The sequence below is a fragment of the Pseudomonas sp. D(2018) genome (genome assembly GCF_005502555.1).
GTDB classification, from domain to species: Bacteria; Pseudomonadota; Gammaproteobacteria; order Pseudomonadales; family Pseudomonadaceae; genus Metapseudomonas; species Metapseudomonas resinovorans.
Map to the genome: position 1 here is coordinate 145,580 of NZ_SCOK01000004.1, position 19,182 is coordinate 164,761.

Below are 19,182 nucleotides of genomic sequence, written 5' to 3' on the forward strand. Positions count from 1 at the left end.
CGAACTGACTGCGCCCTTCCCGGATTCCCGGGCTACGGAGCCGTAGGAGCGAGCTTGCTCGCGAACGCAGGCCGCAGGCCTGCCACCACTAGCCAACCGCGAAACGCGCATCCAGCCGGCTGTACCCCATCCCGACGCCCTTGTGCACCTTGAGCTGCACCGGGATGCGCTCCTTCAGCGCTTCCACGTGGCTGATCACGCCGATCATCTTGCCGCTGGCATTCAGTGCATCCAGGGCGTCGAGGGCAACCTCCAGGGTCTCGCCGTCCAGGGTGCCGAAGCCTTCGTCGAGGAACAGCGAATCGATGCTGGTCTTGTGGCTGACCAGGTCGGACAGCGCCAACGCCAGCGCCAGGCTGACCAGGAAGCTCTCGCCGCCAGACAGCGTCTTGCAGTCGCGGACGACGTCGGCCTGCCAGGTATCCACCACCTCAAGCTCCAGCTCGCCCCCCTGACGACGCGCCAACTGGTAGCGGCCATGGAGACGTTGCAGTTGCAAGTTGGCCAGATGCACCAAGTGATCCAGGGTCAAGCCTTGGGCGAACTTGCGGTACTTGGCGCCGTCGGCTGACCCCACCAGGCTGTTGAAACGCTGCCAGAGGTCGTACTCGGCCTCCTGGCGGGCGATGTCGGCGAACAGCGCCTGCTGGTTCTGTCGGCGCTGCTCGTCACCGCTGAGTTGGGCACGGATTTCGCCCTGGCGCTGGCTCGACTCGCGCATACGGTCGCCCAGCGCCTGCCATTCCCCTTCCAGCCGCTCCCGATCCAGTTCGCTCTGGGGCGCTGCCTGGAGACGTTCGGCCTGGATGCGGGCATCTGCCAGCAAGACTTCGGCATCCCCCAACTCACGGCTCAGGCGCTGCTGCAGCTCCTGCAGGGCGCTGCGTTCTGCCTCATCCAGCACGGCGGCGAGGAAGGCTGCCTCGTCCGGGAAGGGGCTGACGCCCAGTCCTTGGTGCCAGGCATCCAGCTGCAGTTGCAACTGGTGACGGGCCTCGTGGACCCGCTGGTCCTGACTTCGCTCCGTGCCCTTGAGCTGATTGAGCCGTTGCTGGGCCGCGTCCATCTCGGTCTGCACTGCCGCCAGTGCGTTCTGGGGATCGTCCACCGGCGCCAGAGGCGCTTGCCCGGTGTGCCCGGAGGCCTGCCAGCGCCCCAGCCACAGGCGAGCCTGTTCGCGGGCAATCTCCAGTGCGTGTTGCTGATCGCGCAGTTGGCCTTCCAGCCTCTGGCTGGCGGCCTGGTCCTGCTGCCACTGTTGCCACTCGGCTTCGCGCTCGACCAGCCAGGCCTCCCCCGCCGTCGGCAGGCTGTAGCCCAACGGCGCCAGACTGGCGGCCAACTGCTCGCGGGCTTCCTGCTGCTGGCTATCCAATTGCTCCAGCCGCAGGGCGATGGCCTGCTCCTGCTGGCGCAAGCCGATCTGGTCTTTTTCCAGCAAAGCGAGCTGGCTGGTGCATTCTTGCAGGGTGGTGTCGCGTTGCTGGCGCAGGTCGCGGGCGCGAGCGAGGGCTGCCTTGAATTGATCCAGCTGCGCCAGGCGTTCCTGCAGCGCCTGTAGCCCCTCGGCATGGCGCTGCAGTTCGGCCTGCAGGGCTGTCAGGTCGGGCAGTTGCAGCGCCAGGGACTGGCACAGCTCACGCCAGCGCTCGACGAACTCGCGCAGCTCCGCCTCGCCCCCCTGCAGGGATTCATTGAGCTGCGCGATCTGCGCCTCCAGGGCGGCCAGGCGATTGCTCAGGTGTTCCCCCTGCTGACGCACCTCGTCCTGGGCCACCTTGCAGTCCTGCAGCCCCTGTTGGGTGGCGGAAAGATTGAGTGCCTGGTACTCGGCTATGGCCGGATGGTCATGGGAACCGCACAAGGGGCAGGCTTCGCCCGGCTGCAGGGCTGCGCGATAGGCCTCCAGTTGCTGGATACGCTGCTCCTGTTCGAGGAGCTTTTCCTTGTCGGCGATCTGCTGCTTGAGTTCGGCGAAGCGGCGGCGCAGGCCGTCGCGCTGTTCGCTGAGGGCTTTCTGCTCCTCCTGCAGTGGCTGCATCTGCTCGCGGGCGCGGGACTGCCGCTCAGCCAGCTGCCTGCGCTGCTGGGACAACTGCTCCAGACGTTCCAACTGGCGCCCACGCTCCAGCAATTGCTGCCACTGCGCACGCAGCGCCGCGTCGTCCTGCCCGCCTAGAAGCCCATCGAGCTGCACCTGCGCCTCAGCCTCTTCCTGCTGGGCCTGACCTTGTTCGACTCGGGCATTCTCCAGGGCCGTGCGAGCCTGCTCGAAGCGAGCCTCCAGCGCGCCACCCTGATGCTTGAGTTCGGTCTGGACGCGACGCAACTCGGCCCATTCATCCTGGCGTCTGCTCAGCGCGCCGAGTTCAACCCGCCAAGCGCCCAGGTGCTCGCCCAAGCGCGCCCGCTGGGGCTGCTCGGACAGTCGTTTCTCCAGGGCCTCACGCTCAGCCTGGAGCCCCTCAAGCGCACCCTGGCGCGCCTGCACCCATTGCTCGCCGAACTGGGCGCCCTGCCAGAGCTGGTCGAGGATGCGTTCGGCCAGCGTCTGCAGTTCATGGCGAGTCACCCGCAACTCGCTTTCGCCCTGATTCAATTGCTGCTGGGCCCGCTGCCAGTCGCGGTGCAGCGGCAACAGCCGGTTGGCCGGCTCGCTGGCGGCCAGCCGTGCCAGTTGTGGCTGAGCCTGTTCCAATGCTGCCTGGGCGACACGGCCCTGTTGCTCGGCAAGCTGTTTGCGGGTCAGTGCTTTGTCCAGTTCATCGTGCCACTGTCGCTGGTGTTGCAGGTCCACCTGGCGGGCCTGCAAATGCTGCGCTTCGTTCGCAAGGGTTTGTGCCTCCTGCTGCAGAGCAACGCGGCGCTCGTCGCTCAGCAGTTCCACGCCTTCAGCACGGGCGCGCAACTGGTCCAGCCCAGCCTTCACTTCACGGGTTCTTTCGAAAACCCGCTGGGAAATAAGCCCGTAGATTTCAGTACCGGTCAGCTCTTCCAGCAGCTCCGCACGCTGGTTGGCATTGGCTTCGAGAAAGGCGGCAAAACCGCCCTGGGCCAGCAGCATGGATTTGGTGAAACGCTCGAAATCGAGACCGGTCAGGCTCTCGGTCAGCTTGAGCTTGTCGTTGATCTTGTCGGTGAGGATGTCCCCGTCCTGCACCCGCGCCAACTCGACTTTGGGTGGCTGCAGGCCGCCATCGGCCTTGTCGCGAGCGCGGCGCTGGCTCCAGAAGGCGCGGTAGGCCACGCCCTTCACCTCGAATTCCACCTCGGCCAGACAGTCGGCGGTGTGTCGGGTCATCAGCTCGTTGATGCTGGCCGACACCGTGCCCATGCGCGGCGTGCGGTGGTAAAGGGCCAGACAGATGGCGTCGAGCAGCGTGGTCTTGCCGGCGCCGGTGGGGCCGGTAATGGCGAACAGGCCGTTGCCGGCGAAGGGTTCACCGGTGAAGTCGATCTTCCACTCGCCCTTGAGCGAGTTGAGGTTCTTCAGGCGCAGGCTGAGGATTTTCATGCCTGTCCCTCCCGCAGATCGGCCAACACCTCCCGGTGCATTCCCAACAGATTGCCTCTCAAGGCGTCGTCCAGCTCTTCAGTCGCCAGGCGCTTGTGGAACACCTCTTCCGGATTGAGCTCATCGAGGGTTTCCCGCGCTTCTCGCTGCAGGCCAGAGAGGGCTGTGCCGCGCTCGCGGCGGATGCGCAGCACCTCCACGGGCAAGCCTTCACAGAGCGCAAGCAAACGCGCCTGCAGGTCGTTGAGGTAGTCGTCCGTGCTCACCAGCACTTCCACCCAGACCGGCCGTTCCGGGGTGCCTTCGCGCGCCACCTCGGCCAGTTGCGCAGGCAGTTCCGCCAGGGAGCCACGCAGGGAATGCAGGGCCTGGAAACGTGGTACCGGCAGGGCCTCGACCTTGTGCAGCCCGATGCTGTCCATCTCCACCAACAGCACCTCCTTCTGCTGGGAGGCCTCGTCGAAGGCCAGCGCGATGGGCGAGCCGCAATAGCGGATGTGCTCCAGGCCGCCGACCTTCTGCGGCCTGTGGATATGTCCGAGGGCGATGTAGTCCACCGCAGGGAAGGCGCTGGTGGGGAAGGCTTCCAGGGAGCCGACGTAGATTTCCCGCACCGACTCGCTGGCGCTGGCGCCCACGGTGGTCAGGTGGCCGGTGGCAATGATAGGCAGGCCGCCGCCCAGCTCGGCACGACGCTGCTGGGCCAGGGAAAAGAGCTGCTGGTAGTGGTCCTGGATCGCCTGCTGCAATGACAGTTGCTTGTCCGCCGCGCTCTGCCCGGCCTGACTCTGCAGCACGTCGCGCGGACGGATGAAGGGAATGGCACAGAGAATTGCCCCCGGTTCGCCGGAGCGGCGTTTCAGCACCAGCAGTTGCTGATCGAGATCAACGCCTACGGCCGGCACCACCCGGGTACCCAGCTGCGCCAGCAGGGTGCGGCTTTCGCCGAGCATGGCCACCGAGTCGTGGTTACCGCCGAGCACCACCAGGCTGGCGCCGGCGTCGCGCAGCTCGACGATGAACTGGTTGTACTGCTCGCGGGCATAGCTCGGCGGCGCGCCGGTGTCGAACACATCCCCGGCGATCAGCACGGCATCCACCTGGCGCTCGCGCACCTGTTCGATCAGCCACTGGCAAAAAGCCTGGTGCTCGGCTTGCCGGGTCTTGCCCATGAAGTGCTGGCCCAGGTGCCAGTCGGACGTGTGGAGGATGCGCATCGGGAATCACTGTGACGGAACGGAACTGCCGGCCACCCTGTCATTTCCTTCGCGGCCTGGCAACCGCAGAGCCGCTATCCTTCCCAGCATTCGCTGCAGACAAGGACTTCCATGCAACGCATCCTTCGCGACATCAAGATCATGCTCCTGGCCAACCTCTGGCTGATCCCGGTGATGGCGGCCCTGGTGGGCGCCCTCTTCTACTTCGTCGCGCCGCCGCCACCCATGCACGCGCGACTGGCCACCGGCAGCCCCGCGGGCGGTTACAACGCTTTCGGCGAGAAGCTCAAGGAAGAACTGGCCAAGCAGGGCTTCGAGCTGGAGCTGGTGCGCAGCACCGGCTCGCTGGACAACCTGGCCAAACTGCGGAGCGGCGAGGTGGAAATCGCCCTGGTGCAGAGTGGCCAGGAACTCACCCTGAGCGCGAAGGAACGCGAACACCTGCATGGCCTTGGCGTGATGTACCAGGAGCCGCTCTGGCTGTTCAAACGCAAGGAACTGGAGATCGACAGCATGGCCGACCTGCTGCAGCTGCGGGTGGCCATCGGCGCACCGAACAGCGGCACCCGCTCGGTCAGCGATGCGCTTCTCGCCGCCAACCAGATCAGGCCGGAAGGCTACCCGCCGCAGTGGCAGTCCATCAGCGGCAGCCCGGCGGCCAGCGCCCTGCTGGGCGGCGAACTGGACGCCGGTTTCTTCCTCGGCCCGGCGGAAAGCGCCGTGGTGCAACGCCTGGCCGCCAGTCCCGAGCTGGATCTGGTGAGCCTGCGCCGCAGTGCAGCCTATCGCGCGCGCCTGCCTTACCTGACCAAGCTGGAAGTAGGCGAAGGCCTGCTCAACCTGGCCAGCAACAGCCCCTCGCGGGACATCCTCACCCTGGCGCCGGTGGCCACCCTGGTGGCGAATGATGAATTCCATCCCTCGCTCACCCCGTTGATCCTCGAAGCCGCTCGTGAGGTGATGCAGAACGGTACCCTGCTCGACCCGCCCGGCACCTACCCCAGCGCCAAGCCGCAAACCCTCTCCAGCCTGAGCGAGGCCGATTACTACTACGAGAAAGGCCTGCCGATCCTGCAGCGCTACCTGCCGTTCCGCATCGCCTCCCTGGCCGACCGCTACATCATCCTGCTGATCCCGCTGCTGGTGATCATGATCCCGCTGACCAAGGCCGTAGGCCCCATCTACCGCTGGCGCATCCGCGCACGCATCTACCGTTGGTACAAGTACCTGCGCGAGATCGACCGCAAACTGGACAGCGGCACCCCGCCGGAACAGCTCGCCGCCGAGATCGAGCACCTGGAAACGCTGGAACAGCGCCTGGCCAAGGTGGAAGTGCCGCTGTCCTACTCCAATGAGCTCTACGACCTGCATGTGCACCTGCGCTACGTGATCGCACGGCTGCAGGCCGTGCAGAGTCGGCAGGCAGACGTGGATCAGGTCGGGTAAACTGGCGCACTTTTACTGCCGGCGCTTCCTCGCGCCGGATGTGCCCCTGAGAGCGAAGATCCATGCCCATCCGCCACTGCATCGTTCACTTCATCGACAAGAAGCCCGACGGCAGCGCCGCCGTGCTGCATGCCCGGGATAGCGAGCTGGGCGAATCCCAGGCCATGGAAAACCTCCTGGCCGATCTCAACGAGAGCTACAACGCCAAGCAAGGCAAGGCCTGGGGCTTCTTCCACGAGGAATCCGGTGCCTATCCCTTCAGCGGCTGGCTGAAGGAGTACCAGGAAGGCACGCGCGACTTCACTGCCTTCAGCCGCCAGGCGGTCGAGCACCTGCAGAAACTGATGGAAGAGTCCAATCTCTCCACCGGCGGCCATGTGCTGTTCGCCCACTACCAGCAAGGCATGACCGATTACCTGGCCATCGCCCTGTTGCACCACAGCGAAGGCGTGGCGGTGACCGACTCGCTGGAAGTGGCACCGGCCAAGCACCTGGACCTGGGCCAGTTGCACCTGGCTGCGCGCATCAACATCTCCGAATGGAAGAACAACCAGCAGTCGAAGCAGTACATCTCCTTCATCAAGGGCAAGAACGGCAAGAAGGTCTCGGACTACTTCCGCGACTTCATCGGCTGCCAGGAAGGCGTCGACCCGCCGAGCGAAACCCGCACCCTGCTCAAGGCCTTCAGCGATTTCGTCGAAAGCGAGGACCTGGCCGAGGAACAGGCCCGCGAGAAGACCAAGACCCTGGTCGACTACGCCACGACGCAGGCAAAGATGGGCGAGCCAATCACCCTGGACGAGCTTTCCGGCCTGATCGACGAAGACCGCCCGCGCGCCTTCTACGAACACATCCGCAACAAGGATTACGGCCTGTCCCCGGAGATCCCGCCGGACAAGCGCACCTTGAGCCAGTTCCAGCGCTTCACTGGCCGCGCCGAGGGCCTGTCGATCAGCTTCGAAGCCCACCTGCTGGGCTCGAAGATCGAGTACGACGAAAGCCGCGACATGCTGATCATCCGGCAGTTGCCGACGCAGCTGAAAGATCAGCTGAAACGGCGTAAGGATTGACCTGATGCCACGCGGTGTGCGCAGCGCACCCTACGAAAAGGCCCGGCGCGATTGCCGGGCTTTTTTTTGTTCCAGAGGTGAACCTGTAGGGGTAAATGAATTCGCCCCTACAAGAAAGATCAGCGCGCTTCGATACGGAACCCGAGCCGCGGGAAGTGCACATGCACCACCCCGGCGCGTTCGTCCTGGCGACGCAGGATGATTTCCTCGCGACCCACGAACACCAGCTCGCCCTCCACCGGGTCGACGCCATAGTCGGTGGCCGCCACCGCCACCTTCTGCCCAGGCGCGAAACCGTTGGGGTCGACGAAATCCTCCACCGGCAGCGCCGCGGGCGTGGCGCTGCGGGCGATATCCACAGCCTCGGCGGCGGACAACGGGCTGCCGGCACCCTCGCCGAAGCCCAGTACCCGGCCAAACCAGGCCGCCACCTCCGGGTAGTCGTCCACCAGTGGCGCGGTGACCGGGGTGCCCTTGAGGAACCAACAGCAGTGTGCCAGGGAGAAGTCGGCCACCGAGGGTTCGCCGAAGAGGAAGTCGCCTTCGCTGCGTTCCAGTTGCTGTTGCAGTCGCCCCATCAGCACCGGCCAGTTGCTGCGGGCTTGCTCCAGCGGCAAGCGGGTGCTGCTGCCGCCGGAGAACAGCTTGGCCCGGTCGGCGAGGAAGGCCTGCTGCACGGCTGGCGGCAGCTGGCCCATGCGCACGGCGATGGATTCGGGCTGGAACACCAGGGTCACGGTGTGCTGGAAGATCACCGAGTCCACCCACAGGGCAAAACTGGCGACATTGAATTCCTGGCCTTCCGGGAACAGCGCCGGACCGGACTTTTCCGCTTCCAGGCGGCGTGCGATCAGTGCAGTGTCGCAGTAGATGTCGGCGCCCACCTGCAGCACTGGGGTCTTGCGATAGCCGCCGGTCAACGGCATCAGGTCAGGCTTGGGCATGATCCGGGGGATTTCCACCGAGCGCCACGACAGCTGTTTGAAGCCGAGCATCAGCCGCGCCTTCTTGGCGAAGGGGGATTGCTCGTACTGGTGCAGGATGAGTTCGGACATGGCAGGGCTCCGCTGCTGTTGGGATAGTGCGGCAGCTTAGCCGCTCACTTCGGCGAGGCGTACCTTTTCGGCGCACTCCCAGCCCTGTATCAACGCCTCTTTGACCGCCTTCTTCATGCGCTTGATGGCGATCTCCCGGCGAAGGGCTTCGCCCTTGTCGGCGCAGGCCTCGACGAACACCAGGGCCTGCGCCGGGCTGGAATGGAAGAAGCGCGCGCCCTTGCCGCTCTGATGCTGGGCGAAACGCCGCTGCGGGTCGTCGCTGATACCGCAGTAGAGGGCTCCGTTTTCGGCACGCACCAGGTAGACGAACCAGGGCTTGGCAGCAGGGACGGCGTCGACGTGTTCGGGCATTGCGGGGTCCTGTTGGAAGGCCGCCGCATTAGGCAATGCCATACCACCTCAAGACAAGTCCTTCAGCGCCCCCGTGCGGTAGGCAGCCAGCCCCCGCGCGGCCTGCTTGCGGATGGCGTTCTGTACCGGCGGCAACCAGCCCAGCAGCGTCCCCTTGGCCCCCAGGGCCTGCCGGGCCCAGCGCCAGAGGTCGAAGCTGTCGTGGTGCTCGATGATCTTGCCGTCGGAGAAAAGGAAGCGGGCCTGGATACGGTTTTCCACCATGCGCCCGGTCTGGCTGAACAGGTAAGTGGCCACCCAGTTGGCACGACCGCTGAGGTCGTCGGCCTCGACGCTGTCGAAGGTGAGGCTGAACTGCTGGGCGCGGCTGGCGAGCATGCGCCACATATCGGCGGCCTCCTGGCCGTTCAGGTCAGTGAACACGGGATCGCTGAAGTGCACATCGGGGCTGTAGCAGGCCGCCATGGTCTCGGCGTCAAGCTGCTGAAAGGCCTGATAGAAGCGGGTGATGAGTTCGGCATTGGGGTGAGCCATGGGCAACTCCGGTAGGCGGATATGCATTGAAGTATTGACCCGGATGGGCCAGACGGCGATTGGCGGCATCGCCAACTTTGTGTCAATAATCGCCAACCCCATCGTGAGCCCTGCCCATGATCCGCGTCGCCCTCTTCGTTTGCCCGCAGACTGTCTGCTCCAGCCTGGCCACTGCCGATGATGCCTTTCGCCTGGCGAACCAATTGGCTGGGGAACCCCTGTTCCAGGTGCAGCGTTTCAGTCGCGACGGCCGACCTGTGGATATCGGCATGGCCGAGGTGCGGGTTAACGGTGACCTGGCCCTGGCGGAGTCGGCTGACCTGGTGCTGCTCACCGCCACCGGCCCCGCGGTGGAGAAGACGCTGGCCGCCAACCATGAACTGCTGCCCTGGCTGGCCGCGCGGCCTGATACGCAGCAACTCGCCAGCCTCTGCAGCAGCGCCTTCCTGCTGGCCGCTTCGGGACGGCTCGACGGCCGCCGCGCTACGACCCACTGGGCCCTGGCACCCGCCTTTCGCAAACGTTATCCACAGGTGCGCCTGGAACCGGACGCTCTGCTGACCGAAGACGGCAACCTGTTCTGTTCGGGCGGCGCCCAGGCCGGACTGGACCTCTGCCTGCACCTGATCGGTTGGCATGGAGGCGACTGGCTCGCGCAACGGGTAGCCGGCGCCATGGTGTTCGATAGGGAACGCGGACGCCAATCACGTTTCGCCCCGTTGCTGCCGACCGCCGGCAGCGACGACCCGCAGATCGGCCCCTTGCTGCTCTGGTTGCAACGCAACCTGTCCGAGCCTCTTGATCTGGACGCCCTGGCGCAGCGCGCCCACTGCTCGAGCCGCACCCTGCTGCGGCGCTTCAGGGCTGCCACGGGCCTCACCCCGAATGCCTACCTGCAGCGCCTGCGCATCAGCGCTGCACAGACGGCCATGCGCAACCCGGCGCGCTCCCTGGAACAGGTAGCGTCCCAGGTGGGCTACGCCGACAGGGCGACCTTCGCCAAGTTGTTCAAGCAGCTATGCGGGGAAACGCCGGGGGCCTTCAGGCGGCGGTTGCGAGGGTGACGCATGGACTGGCGGACCTTCGGCCCGCTTGGCGAATGAATTCGCCCCGACAGGGAGCATTGGGCTAGACCGACTCTTCCTTCAATTCCTTGAGGTGCTTGTAGACCGTGGCACGCCCCATGTTGAGGACATTGGCCACGTAGTTGGCGGCACTCTTGCCCTTGAAGGCACCTTCGGCATGCAGGGCCAGGACCAGCTCGCGCTTGTGTTCGCGGGTCAGCAGGTTGAGGCCGAGTTGGCGCTGGCGCAGCCAGTTGTGCAGGAAGGTGTTGATGCGCTCCTGCCAGTCGTCGCGGAACAGCGCATCGGGCTGGGGGATCAGCTTGTTGGAGGAAAGGAACAGGTCGAGGGCCGCCTTGGCCGCCTCGAACAGGGAGATGTTCAGGTTGATGCAGAGCACGGCGACCGGCGCGCCTTGGGCGTCGCGCAACACGGTGCTCATGGAACGGATCTTCTGGCCGTCCCAGTTGAGCTTCTCGTAAGGGCCGATGGTCCGCTCGTCCACGTCCTCGCTGAGCATGTCCTCCAGTGCGGCATCGTCACCCACACATCGCTTGGAGATGTTGTTGGCGATGTAGTCGATCTTCTGCGTACGCAGGTCGTGCAGCACGACCTCGGCATGGGGGAAGAACAACGTGGCAATGGCGTCGGCGATAGCTCGGTAGTTATCCAGGGCGAGGTCTGGGCGGGGGGTCATGGAGCGGCTCCTGGAGCGGAAAGATCGGCGCCGGGCGCGGGGCCCGGCGCAGCGAGTGTGGCGCAAAGCGCCCGCGTCGTCACCCCAGTCGCGCGGGCGACAGCATGGCTTCGGTCAGGCCGAATTGCGTCAGGTGCTCCGGCAGTGGCTGGCGCAGGATCAGGCAGGCGCTGGCCTCGCCCATGGCGGCGGAGGTCTGGATGCCGTAGCCACCCTGCCCCGCTACCCAGTAGAAGCCCGGCGTGCGTGGGTCGTAGCCGGACACCAGGTCGCCATCGGGGAAGAAGGAACGCAAGCCCGCCCAGACCCGCGCGGGGCGGCGGATGGTCATGCTGGTGTGTTCCTCGATCTGGTAGATGCCGAGGGCAATGTCCAGCTCTTCCGGCTGCACGTCGTGGGGGTCCACCGGGTCGGCGTTGGCCGGCGAGCCCAGCAGCATCCCGGCGTCGGGCTTGAAGTAGAAGGATTCGTCCAGGCTCACCAAGGCTGGCCACCTATGAGCGTCCACACCGTCCGGCGGCGAGAAGATGAACGCGGCGCGGCGCTTGGGCTGCAAGCCCAGCGGTGGAACCCCGGCAAGTTGCGCGAGCTGGTCGCACCAGGCGCCGGCGGCGTTGACCAGGACGGGCGCCTGGACGCTGCCCAGGGAAGTCTCTACCCGCCAATGCTCACCTTCGCGACGAACACCGGTCACTTCACAGTTATGCCGCACCTCACCACCGTTGCGACGAATGCCGCGCAGGTAGCCCTGATGCAGGGCGTCAGTGTCGATATCGGCAGCGCTGGGGTCGAGCATGGCGCCTTGCACCTTGTCGCGGCGCAGCACGGGCACCAAGGCACAGGCCTGGTCCGCTGTCAGCATCTGCATGTCGGGGACATTTTCCAATGCGCTGTCGAACTGGCGCTGCAGCTCCTCGGCATCCCCAGTGAAATCCACCACCATCTCGCCGCGCGGCGTCAGCAGTGGATGTTCGCTGAAGCCCTCGGGCGGTGCATCGAAGAAGGCACGACTGGCGGCGGTCAGGGCTCGCACCTGGGGCGTGCCGTAAGCGACGGTATAGAGCGCGGCGGAACGGCCGGTGGAGTGGTAGCCCGCATGTTCCTCGCGCTCCAGCACCAGCACGCGACCATGGCGCGACAGCCAGAAACCGGTGGAGGCGCCGGCGATACCGGCGCCGATGATGATGTAGTCAACCTGGGTCATCGGGTTCACCTCACTGGCCTTGGCGTTGCAGACGATAGAGGGCGTTGGCCAGAGCCATGTCTTCCAGGCCCAGACCGATGGAGCGGAAGAATACCGGGCGGCGGTAGTCCGGACGCGGCGCCTTGCCACTGACCAGCTCCGGCAGGTCGCCACGGATGGCCTCGCGGCTCCAGCCGTGACGCTCGGCCGCCAGCAGCATCTCTCCGGCAGAACCCGGAGTGGTGGCGCGGTAGTCGCAATAGACCTCCATCTCGCCCAGGGCTTCCGGTGGTACTTCATGGGCACGCGGGGCGTTGGTGCTGATGGAGGTGACCAGAGCCGGCTTGGCCAGGCTGCGCGGATCCAGCACCGGACCGGCGGACGAGGTGCAGAGCATCACCACGTCGGCGTCGGCCACCGCGTCTTCCAGGTTGGCACTGATTTCCACGCGCGAGTCCTGGGCGCGCCATTGCGCCTGGGTATCCGCTTCTCCCGCCAGGGACGGCGAGTAAACCGCGATGCGCTGCCAGTCGCGAAGCCCCTTCACATAGTGGAGGTGGGCGCGGGCCACAGGGCCGCTACCGATCACCGCCAGCCGGCGTGCCTGCTCAGGTGCCAGAGATTCGACCGCCACTGCTGTGGTAGCAGCGGTGCGCGCGGTGGTCAGCTCGCCGGCATCGCAGAGCAGCAAGGGCTGGCCGCTGTCCATGGACATCAACAGGGTCCAGGCGGTGACCAGGGCACCATCGGGCTTTTTGATGTAGGGCGAGGTCTTGACCCCGTATACGCCGTCCTTGGCCAGCACGCCCAGGTAATTGATGAAGTCGCCGGTCGCGTTGGGGAACTCCACCAGCTGCTGCGCAGGCTGCACGGCTTCGCCAGCGGCGAGGTCGAGGAACATGTGGCGCATTGCCTGATGCACATCCACCTGCTGGAGCAGGTGGCGCGCTTCAGCTTGCTGGAGAACGAGGGGCGGGGTGCTGGACATGGGGACGCTCCCGAAGAGTGGATATAAACAATTTGTCCATATTGGACTTTTAAGTTTACACCAGCAAGGGGACGACGACCCGGATGTACGAGAATGGCGCGTGTGTGTAAGCAATGCAGCGCCTGGAGAAAGGACACCCGGCGGGAGCGAGATTGCACGCGAGTCAATTCGCCCCCGCAGGTGCTGGTGGAGCCGCCTTTACCAGCCGACGCCGAATCCGACGGTGTAGCGGGTTTCGTCGATTTCACCGTCGGCGCCGCTGACCTGGTCCTTCTCCGCCTTCATGTTGAGTGAGGCCCAGTCGGTCAGCTTGTAGCGCAGGCCCACTTCGGCATCCAGGGAGTAGTCGGCGGTATTGTCCAGGGGGCGACCGATTTCACCGGTGGTGAAGAGTTCCACCGTCTTGCCCACCAGGTAGCGGTTGTAGTCCCACTTGGTACTCAGGGAGTAGAAGTTCTCCTTCTCGCCATTGGAGAACTGATAGTCGCTACGGTTGACCAGGCCGGCCAGGGAGAACGCGCCCAGTTCGTCGTCCCAGAACTGGTAACCGGGGCCGGTACCCAGGGTGCGCTGGCGTTCGAGTTCTTCGATCTTGTCGCGCTTGTACTCGCCACGGCCCTGCCAGAAGAATTTCTCGGTGATGAAGCGATCGAGGGCGTACTCGGTTTCCCAGTTGTCCGTGGTCTTCACGTCGTCGGTGAACTCGCGGTTGTACTCGCCGGAGGCGTTGTGCCGCCATCGGCCGTGGCGGGCCTTGGTGTTGAAGTCGACGTCGTAGTCGTCGGTGTCCTTCTCCGCCCGCTTGTAATCCAGGGACAGATCGACGTTGCCCGTCCAGGTCAGGTCCTCGACCAGGGGCTTGGGTTTCATGATCTGCTCGATGCTGGCCAGCTCTACTTCCTTGGGCGCTTCGCCGTTGGCCAGGATGACCTTGCCTTCGTCGGCGCGCTGCAGGGACTTGGCCCGTTCGCCGTCGATGTCGCCTTGCTTGATCAGCAGCTCACGGTCGCTTTCCAGCGTGGCGACTTTCTTCCAGTCCAACGGGATAGTGCCGCCGTAGTCGGTTTCAAGGACCAACTTGCCGCCGTCGAAGACGCGAATGGTGCCGGTAAGACGGTCGCCGTTCTTCAACCAGACGGTGTCAGCGAAAACGGCGGAGGATGCGGCGGCAAGCGCCACGCAAAGCAGGGTTCTGGACAACATAAAGCGGCTTCTTTGCTCGGGGTCTCAAAAAAAGCCGGGCATTATCCTTATGACCGACGGCAGAGCAAGGACTGACCGACCTGCGCCCGCCGAGTTCCAGAAAATCGATGGACGTGACCGGTTTGAGCCCTACCAGCCGATGCCGACACCAATCAGGTAGTGCCGGTCAGACGACGTGTCGCCCAGGCCCCTCACCTGGTCCAGTTCGTAGAGCAAGGACAATCTCGCCCAGTCATTGAGCCGGTAGCGCAGGCCGAATTCGCTGTCGAGCACATAATCGATCTCCTCGATATGCGGCACCTGGAGCTGGGCCTTGGAATAGAGCTCGAAGCGAGTCCCCCAGATCAGCCGCTTGAAGTCCCACTCGAAGGAATAGGCATTGAAGTCCAGGTCGCCGGCGTCGCTTTCCAGCTGGAAACGCGTGAGCTGGGCAATCAGGTCGAAACGGCCCAGTTCGTTGTCCCAGAAGCGGTAGCCGGGGCCAACGCCATACGCGCGCTGGCGATTGAAGAACTGGAAGTCGTCGTTGTCCTGGTCATAGCTGCCACGTACGAACCAGTGCTGGGTCAGGAAACGGTCGAGGTCGTACTCGATCTCCCAGTTGTCCTCGGTACGCTCTCCGTTCTTGGTTTCCTTCTCGAACTGGCCACTCAGTACATGGCGCCAGCGGCCGTGCTCGACGCGGGTGTCGCCCTTGAGCTTCCACTCGTCCTTGCTGTCCTCGTTGCGTTCCATGTCCAGCTTGGCGTCGATATTGCCTTCCCAGACGCGGTCCTTGAGAACGGGCCGCGGCGGCACCATCTGGCGGATGCTGGCCAAAGGCACCGTCTCGCTCGTGCCGTTCTCCAACCGCACCATGCCCTTGCCCGCTGCATCCAGGCTGCGGCTATGCTGGCTGTCGAGTCCCTCACGCTTGATCAGCAGCGGTTTCTCCGAACGGAGGGTGTCGATATCCTTCCAGTCGATCAGCACCTGGCCGGCGTATTTGGTCTTCAATGCCAGTTTGCCGCCATCCAGCACGATAATTTCGCCTGTCAGGCGATCACCGTTGTTCAACCAGACGGTGTCCGCCCAAAGGGGCGAGCAGGCCAGACACAGAATCAGAGCACTCAGGCTACGGAGCAGCATGGTCGGTAAGCAGAAGAAGGAAGAGGCGCCAGAGCATGCATGGGCGGACTTGCCAACGGCAAGCGTGGACATCCGCCGCGAGGCGCTTTACCTCACCCTGGCGCAAGTGCCGGAGGGCAAGGTGGTGACTTACGGCCAGTTGGCCGAGCTGGCGGGGCTTGGCCGCGCCGCGCGCTGGGTCGGGCGAACCCTGAGCCAGTTGCCCAGCGGCACCCAGCTGCCCTGGCACCGCGTCCTGGGGGCCGGCGGACGCTTCAGCCTGGCCCTTGGAACGCCATCCGGCAACGAGCAGCGGGCACGTTTGCGGGCTGAAGGGGTCAGTATCCAGAACGATCGGGTGGACATGCGTCGGCACGGCTGGCATCCCATGCCACCCAAGGGTTAGAGTGCGCCCTGCCCTATTGCCCGCCTCTTTCCTGCACGCCATGAGCAACCCAATGCCCAGCACCACGCTTTTCGGATTGCACCGCTAATGCCCCATCGTTCCTGGCGCGACGCCATCGCCGCCTATGCCTCGCCGGCCACCCTTTCGCTGTTGCTGCTGGGCTTCGCCGCCGGCCTGCCTTACATGCTGGTGTTCTCCACCCTCTCTGTCTGGCTTCGCGAGGCTGGCGTATCCCGAGAAACTATCGGCTTCGCCAGCCTCATCGGCCTGGCCTACGCCTTCAAGTGGATCTGGTCGCCGCTGCTCGACCAATGGCGCCTGCCACTGTTGGGCCGCCTCGGTCGCCGTCGTTCCTGGCTGGTGCTGTCCCAGGCGCTGGTGGGCCTGGGGCTGGTGGGCATGGCGCTGTGCGATCCGCAGACCAACCTCACCTGGCTGATCGCTTTGGCGGTGCTGGTGGCTTTCGCCTCGGCGACCCAGGACATCGCCATCGACGCCTACCGCCTGGAAATCGCCGAAGACAGCCGCCAGGCCGCCCTCGCCGCCAGCTACATGACCGGCTATCGCGTCTCCGCGCTGCTGGCGACCGCTGGCGCGCTCTACTTCGCCGAGTGGTTCGGTTCCACCGCCAAGGTCTACGAATACGGTGCCTGGGCCGGTACCTACCTGCTGTTCGCCCTGCTGATGCTGCCCGGACTGATCACCAGCCTGTGGATGCGCGAACCGCCGGTGGACCTGCCGCCGCAGAGCACGACCTCGCGCTTCAAGCTCAAGCACCAGCTGTCATCGGTGCTGATCCTGCTGGTGATGCTGATCTCCCTGCCGGCGATGATCACCGGCCTGCTCGATCGCGCCTGGCCGCGCGCAGCGCTCTACGCAATCTTCCTGATCACCTGCCTGTCACCCTGGGGCATGCGCCAGATCCTTCCGGTGCGCGAACTGCTCAGCCAGCAGCGCCGCCAATTGCTGGTGGCAGCGCGAGGCAAGGTGATGCCCAACTTCGACTTCGTGCACCAGGCGGTGTCGATCATCGTGCTGATCGTGATCCTGGTGACCATCGCTGCCGCGGTGAAGGCCTTCTCGTCAGGCGCCTGGCCGCGCGGCACGCTGTTCCTGCTGATCACCCTGGCCTGCTTCTCCGCCGCTGGCCGTCTGCTGATGGCGCCGGTGCTTACGCCGATCAGCGAGTTCGTCCAGCGCTACCGCTGGCAAGCATTGCTCCTGCTCGGCCTGATCGCCACTTACCGGATGTCGGATACCGTCATGGGCGTGATGGCCAACGTCTTCTACATCGACCAGGGCTTCACCAAAGAACAGATTGCCAGCGTCAGCAAGCTGTTCGGCCTGGTCATGACCCTGCTCGGCGCAGGCGCCGGCGGCTTACTCATCGTGCGTTTCGGCATCCTGCCGATCCTCTTCATCGGCGGCATCAGCTCGGCGGCCACCAATCTGATGTTCGTAGCCCTGAGCGATATGGGCGCGCACCTGAACATGCTGATCCTGACCATCTCCTGCGACAACTTCAGCGCAGGGCTGGCCACCTCGGCTTTCGTCGCCTACCTCTCAAGCCTGACCAACCTGAAGTTCTCGGCCACCCAGTACGCGCTGCTCAGCTCCATCATGCTGCTGTTGCCGCGCCTGATCGGCGGTTACTCGGGTGTGATGGTGGAGAGCGTCGGCTACCACAACTTCTTCCTGCTCACGGCCCTGCTGGGTATACCCACCCTGGTGCTGATCGCGATCCAATGGGGCCGCAACCGCCAGCAGCCGAAGGAAAACGGCTCGTCCAATGCCTCCGCGACGCCCGGTTCCCCCGAGCAGCCCTGATTTGCGCGAGCCATGAAAAAGGCCGGCAAGATTGCCGGCCTTTTTCATTGACGTATCCTGCTCATGCGCTTTGCACGAGCTTCACGACCCGCTGGGGGAACGGAATGCTGATACCCGCTTCGTCCATCTTCTCCTTGGCACGCTCGATGAAATCGAAATTCACGGCCCAGTAGTCCTCCGTCGCGACCCAGACCCGCAGAGAGACGTTGATGGCGCTTTCGCCCAGCCCGGTAACGAATACCACCGGCTCGGGGTGCCTGAGGACGCGAGAATCACGAGCGATTTCCAGCAGCACCTGGCGCGCACGCTTGATGTCGCAGTCGTAGTCAATGCCGATGTTGATATCCACCCGGCGGGTCTTTTCTCGCGAGAAGTTGGTGATGTTGCCATTGGACAGGCTGCCGTTGGGCACGATCACCACTTTGTTGTCGCCGGTTTTCAGCGTGGTGTGGAAGATCTGGATGCTGTCCACGGTCCCGGCCACGCCTTGCCCTTCGATCCAGTCACCGACCTTGAACGGGCGGAACAGCAGGATCAGCACGCCACCTGCGAAGTTCGCCAGGCTGCCCTGCAGGGCCAGGCCAATGGCTAGGCCCGCAGCACCGATGGCGGCGACGAAGGATGTGGTCGAAATGCCGATCATCGAGGCCACGCTGACCAGCAACAGCACCTTCAGGATGATGTTGGCCAGGCTGCCGATGAAGCCTTGCAAGGTGCGATCGACCCGGCGGTTCTGCATCATGTTGCCAACCTTGCCGGTCAGCAGGTTGACCAGCCACCAGCCCAGCAACAGGGTGATGAGGGCCAGGGTCAGCTTGCCGCTGTACTCCAGCACGATGGGTAACCAGGTTTCGGATACTTTGACCAACTGGTCGACGTTCATCTCCACGGGCATTCTCCTGCGCTATTTCAGTAATGCAAAACCAGGCCGCCATGGACAAGCCATGGCAGCGAAGGTTCAAACGACTCTTGGTTTGCGACGCAGATCGGTCGCGAAGGTTCCGCTCAGTCGCGGAAGTTGTTGAACTGCAGGGGCATGCCGAACTCCTTGGCGCGCAGGGCAGCGATGGCTTCCTGGAGGTCATCGCGCTTCTTGCCGGTGACGCGCACCTGTTCGCCCTGGATGGCGGCCTGGACCTTGAGTTTGCTTTCCTTGATGTGAGCAACGATCTTTTTCGCCAATTCCTTGTCGATACCTTCGCGCAGCACGGCTTCCTGCTTCACGACCTTGCCGGAGGCGTAGGAGTCTTTCACCTCCAGGCACTGGACGTCGATCTTGCGTTTGACCAGGGCCAGCTTGAGGATTTCCAGCATCTGCTCCAGTTGGAAATCGGCATCGGCCGTCAGGGTGACGGTCAGTTCCTTGAACTCGAAACTACCCTTGCCGCGCAGGTCGTAGCGGCGATCGAGTTCCTTGATGGCGTTGTCGACGGCGTTGGTGACTTCGTGTTTGTCCAGTTCGGACACCACGTCGAACGAGGGCATGGGATTCCTCCAGATAGACGGCGCGATCTGCA

General features: G+C 64.5%; 17 protein-coding genes. 5 read left to right on the forward strand and 12 right to left on the reverse strand.

Features of this window, described 5'->3' with window-relative positions; all coding sequences use genetic code 11:
* Window positions 1-88 precede the first annotated feature (88 nt).
* Window positions 89-3,514, reverse strand: a complete 3,426-nt coding sequence (locus FFS60_RS05045) for an AAA family ATPase (RefSeq protein ID WP_137821310.1) — start codon at window positions 3,512-3,514, stop codon at window positions 89-91.
* Window positions 3,511-4,731 (reverse strand): exonuclease subunit SbcD, encoded by a 1,221-nt coding sequence (gene sbcD / locus FFS60_RS05050; protein WP_137821311.1) that lies wholly within the window; start codon window positions 4,729-4,731, stop codon window positions 3,511-3,513. The genes FFS60_RS05045 and sbcD overlap by 4 nt, the downstream gene beginning before the upstream one ends.
* 111 nt (window positions 4,732-4,842) lie before the next feature.
* On the opposite strand from sbcD, the gene FFS60_RS05055 reads away from it, so the two are divergent.
* Entirely contained in the window at window positions 4,843-6,177 is a 1,335-nt protein-coding gene (locus FFS60_RS05055) for a TAXI family TRAP transporter solute-binding subunit (protein WP_137821312.1), read from the forward strand.
* A 62-nt stretch (window positions 6,178-6,239) separates the two neighbouring features.
* On the forward strand, window positions 6,240-7,247 hold the full coding sequence (gene yejK / locus FFS60_RS05060; protein WP_137821313.1) for a nucleoid-associated protein YejK: 1,008 nt from the start codon (window positions 6,240-6,242) through the stop codon (window positions 7,245-7,247).
* Window positions 7,248-7,366: 119 nt separating this feature from the next.
* On the opposite strand, the gene FFS60_RS05065 is transcribed toward yejK, so the two are convergent.
* The 3 genes from FFS60_RS05065 to FFS60_RS05075 are packed head-to-tail and all read right to left on the reverse strand — an operon-like array spanning window position 7,367 to window position 9,190.
* On the reverse strand, window positions 7,367-8,302 hold the full coding sequence (locus tag FFS60_RS05065) for a glutathione S-transferase family protein (protein WP_137821314.1): 936 nt from the start codon (window positions 8,300-8,302) through the stop codon (window positions 7,367-7,369).
* Between the two features lie 36 nt (window positions 8,303-8,338).
* Window positions 8,339-8,656, reverse strand: a complete 318-nt coding sequence (locus FFS60_RS05070) for a GIY-YIG nuclease family protein (protein WP_028628421.1) — start codon at window positions 8,654-8,656, stop codon at window positions 8,339-8,341.
* 48 nt (window positions 8,657-8,704) lie between these two features.
* Complete coding sequence (locus FFS60_RS05075; protein WP_137821315.1) at window positions 8,705-9,190, reverse strand: nuclear transport factor 2 family protein; 486 nt, start codon at window positions 9,188-9,190, stop codon at window positions 8,705-8,707.
* 116 nt (window positions 9,191-9,306) lie between these two features.
* Between FFS60_RS05075 and FFS60_RS05080 the strand changes: the two genes are divergently transcribed.
* Window positions 9,307-10,254 carry a GlxA family transcriptional regulator gene (locus FFS60_RS05080; protein ID WP_137821316.1) on the forward strand — a complete coding sequence of 316 codons (948 nt, stop codon included), beginning with the start codon at window positions 9,307-9,309 and terminating at the stop codon, window positions 10,252-10,254.
* 64 nt (window positions 10,255-10,318) lie between these two features.
* Here the strand turns inward: FFS60_RS05080 and FFS60_RS05085 are convergent, their stop codons facing one another.
* The 5 genes from FFS60_RS05085 to FFS60_RS05105 all read right to left on the reverse strand — a co-directional run bounded on the left by FFS60_RS05085 (window position 10,319) and on the right by FFS60_RS05105 (window position 15,453).
* Window positions 10,319-10,951, reverse strand: a complete 633-nt coding sequence (locus FFS60_RS05085) for a transcriptional regulator (RefSeq protein WP_137821317.1) — start codon at window positions 10,949-10,951, stop codon at window positions 10,319-10,321.
* 79 nt (window positions 10,952-11,030) lie between these two features.
* Window positions 11,031-12,155 carry an FAD-binding oxidoreductase gene (locus FFS60_RS05090; RefSeq protein ID WP_137821318.1) on the reverse strand — a complete coding sequence of 375 codons (1,125 nt, stop codon included), beginning with the start codon at window positions 12,153-12,155 and terminating at the stop codon, window positions 11,031-11,033.
* Between the two features lie 10 nt (window positions 12,156-12,165).
* A complete protein-coding gene (locus FFS60_RS05095) occupies window positions 12,166-13,122 on the reverse strand; it encodes an ornithine cyclodeaminase family protein (RefSeq protein ID WP_137821319.1) in 957 nt (318 codons plus the stop codon).
* 198 nt (window positions 13,123-13,320) lie between these two features.
* Window positions 13,321-14,325, reverse strand: coding sequence for a DUF481 domain-containing protein (locus FFS60_RS05100; protein ID WP_028628427.1), 1,005 nt, complete (start codon window positions 14,323-14,325; stop codon window positions 13,321-13,323).
* A gap of 129 nt (window positions 14,326-14,454) precedes the next feature.
* Window positions 14,455-15,453, reverse strand: coding sequence for a DUF481 domain-containing protein (locus FFS60_RS05105; protein WP_137821320.1), 999 nt, complete (start codon window positions 15,451-15,453; stop codon window positions 14,455-14,457).
* Between FFS60_RS05105 and FFS60_RS05110 the strand changes: the two genes are divergently transcribed.
* A complete protein-coding gene (locus tag FFS60_RS05110; RefSeq protein ID WP_051246630.1) occupies window positions 15,452-15,838 on the forward strand; it encodes an MGMT family protein in 387 nt (128 codons plus the stop codon). The two genes, FFS60_RS05105 and FFS60_RS05110, sit on opposite strands and share 2 nt — an antisense overlap.
* A gap of 87 nt (window positions 15,839-15,925) precedes the next feature.
* Window positions 15,926-17,665 (forward strand): AmpG family muropeptide MFS transporter, encoded by a 1,740-nt coding sequence (locus FFS60_RS05115; RefSeq protein ID WP_028628430.1) that lies wholly within the window; start codon window positions 15,926-15,928, stop codon window positions 17,663-17,665.
* Between the two features lie 61 nt (window positions 17,666-17,726).
* Here FFS60_RS05115 and FFS60_RS05120 read toward each other — a convergent pair whose 3' ends face one another.
* Both FFS60_RS05120 and FFS60_RS05125 read right to left on the reverse strand, forming a co-directional pair.
* Entirely contained in the window at window positions 17,727-18,554 is an 828-nt protein-coding gene (locus FFS60_RS05120) for a mechanosensitive ion channel family protein (RefSeq protein ID WP_137821321.1), read from the reverse strand.
* A gap of 116 nt (window positions 18,555-18,670) precedes the next feature.
* On the reverse strand, window positions 18,671-19,150 hold the full coding sequence (locus FFS60_RS05125; RefSeq protein ID WP_028628432.1) for a YajQ family cyclic di-GMP-binding protein: 480 nt from the start codon (window positions 19,148-19,150) through the stop codon (window positions 18,671-18,673).
* Between the last annotated feature and the right edge of the window lie 32 nt (window positions 19,151-19,182).

Coding starts and splice junctions, on each gene's coding strand:
- FFS60_RS05045 (WP_137821310.1), bottom strand. CDS start 3,514: ATGAAAATCCTCAGCCTGCGCCTGAAGAACCTCAACTCGCTCAAGGGC.
- sbcD (WP_137821311.1), bottom strand. CDS start 4,731: ATGCGCATCCTCCACACGTCCGACTGGCACCTGGGCCAGCACTTCATG.
- FFS60_RS05055 (WP_137821312.1), top strand. CDS start 4,843: ATGCAACGCATCCTTCGCGACATCAAGATCATGCTCCTGGCCAACCTC.
- yejK (WP_137821313.1), top strand. CDS start 6,240: ATGCCCATCCGCCACTGCATCGTTCACTTCATCGACAAGAAGCCCGAC.
- FFS60_RS05065 (WP_137821314.1), bottom strand. CDS start 8,302: ATGTCCGAACTCATCCTGCACCAGTACGAGCAATCCCCCTTCGCCAAG.
- FFS60_RS05070 (WP_028628421.1), bottom strand. CDS start 8,656: ATGCCCGAACACGTCGACGCCGTCCCTGCTGCCAAGCCCTGGTTCGTC.
- FFS60_RS05075 (WP_137821315.1), bottom strand. CDS start 9,190: ATGGCTCACCCCAATGCCGAACTCATCACCCGCTTCTATCAGGCCTTT.
- FFS60_RS05080 (WP_137821316.1), top strand. CDS start 9,307: ATGATCCGCGTCGCCCTCTTCGTTTGCCCGCAGACTGTCTGCTCCAGC.
- FFS60_RS05085 (WP_137821317.1), bottom strand. CDS start 10,951: ATGACCCCCCGCCCAGACCTCGCCCTGGATAACTACCGAGCTATCGCC.
- FFS60_RS05090 (WP_137821318.1), bottom strand. CDS start 12,155: ATGACCCAGGTTGACTACATCATCATCGGCGCCGGTATCGCCGGCGCC.
- FFS60_RS05095 (WP_137821319.1), bottom strand. CDS start 13,122: ATGTCCAGCACCCCGCCCCTCGTTCTCCAGCAAGCTGAAGCGCGCCAC.
- FFS60_RS05100 (WP_028628427.1), bottom strand. CDS start 14,325: ATGTTGTCCAGAACCCTGCTTTGCGTGGCGCTTGCCGCCGCATCCTCC.
- FFS60_RS05110 (WP_051246630.1), top strand. CDS start 15,452: ATGGTCGGTAAGCAGAAGAAGGAAGAGGCGCCAGAGCATGCATGGGCG.
- FFS60_RS05105 (WP_137821320.1), bottom strand. CDS start 15,453: ATGCTGCTCCGTAGCCTGAGTGCTCTGATTCTGTGTCTGGCCTGCTCG.
- FFS60_RS05115 (WP_028628430.1), top strand. CDS start 15,926: ATGCCCCATCGTTCCTGGCGCGACGCCATCGCCGCCTATGCCTCGCCG.
- FFS60_RS05125 (WP_028628432.1), bottom strand. CDS start 19,150: ATGCCCTCGTTCGACGTGGTGTCCGAACTGGACAAACACGAAGTCACC.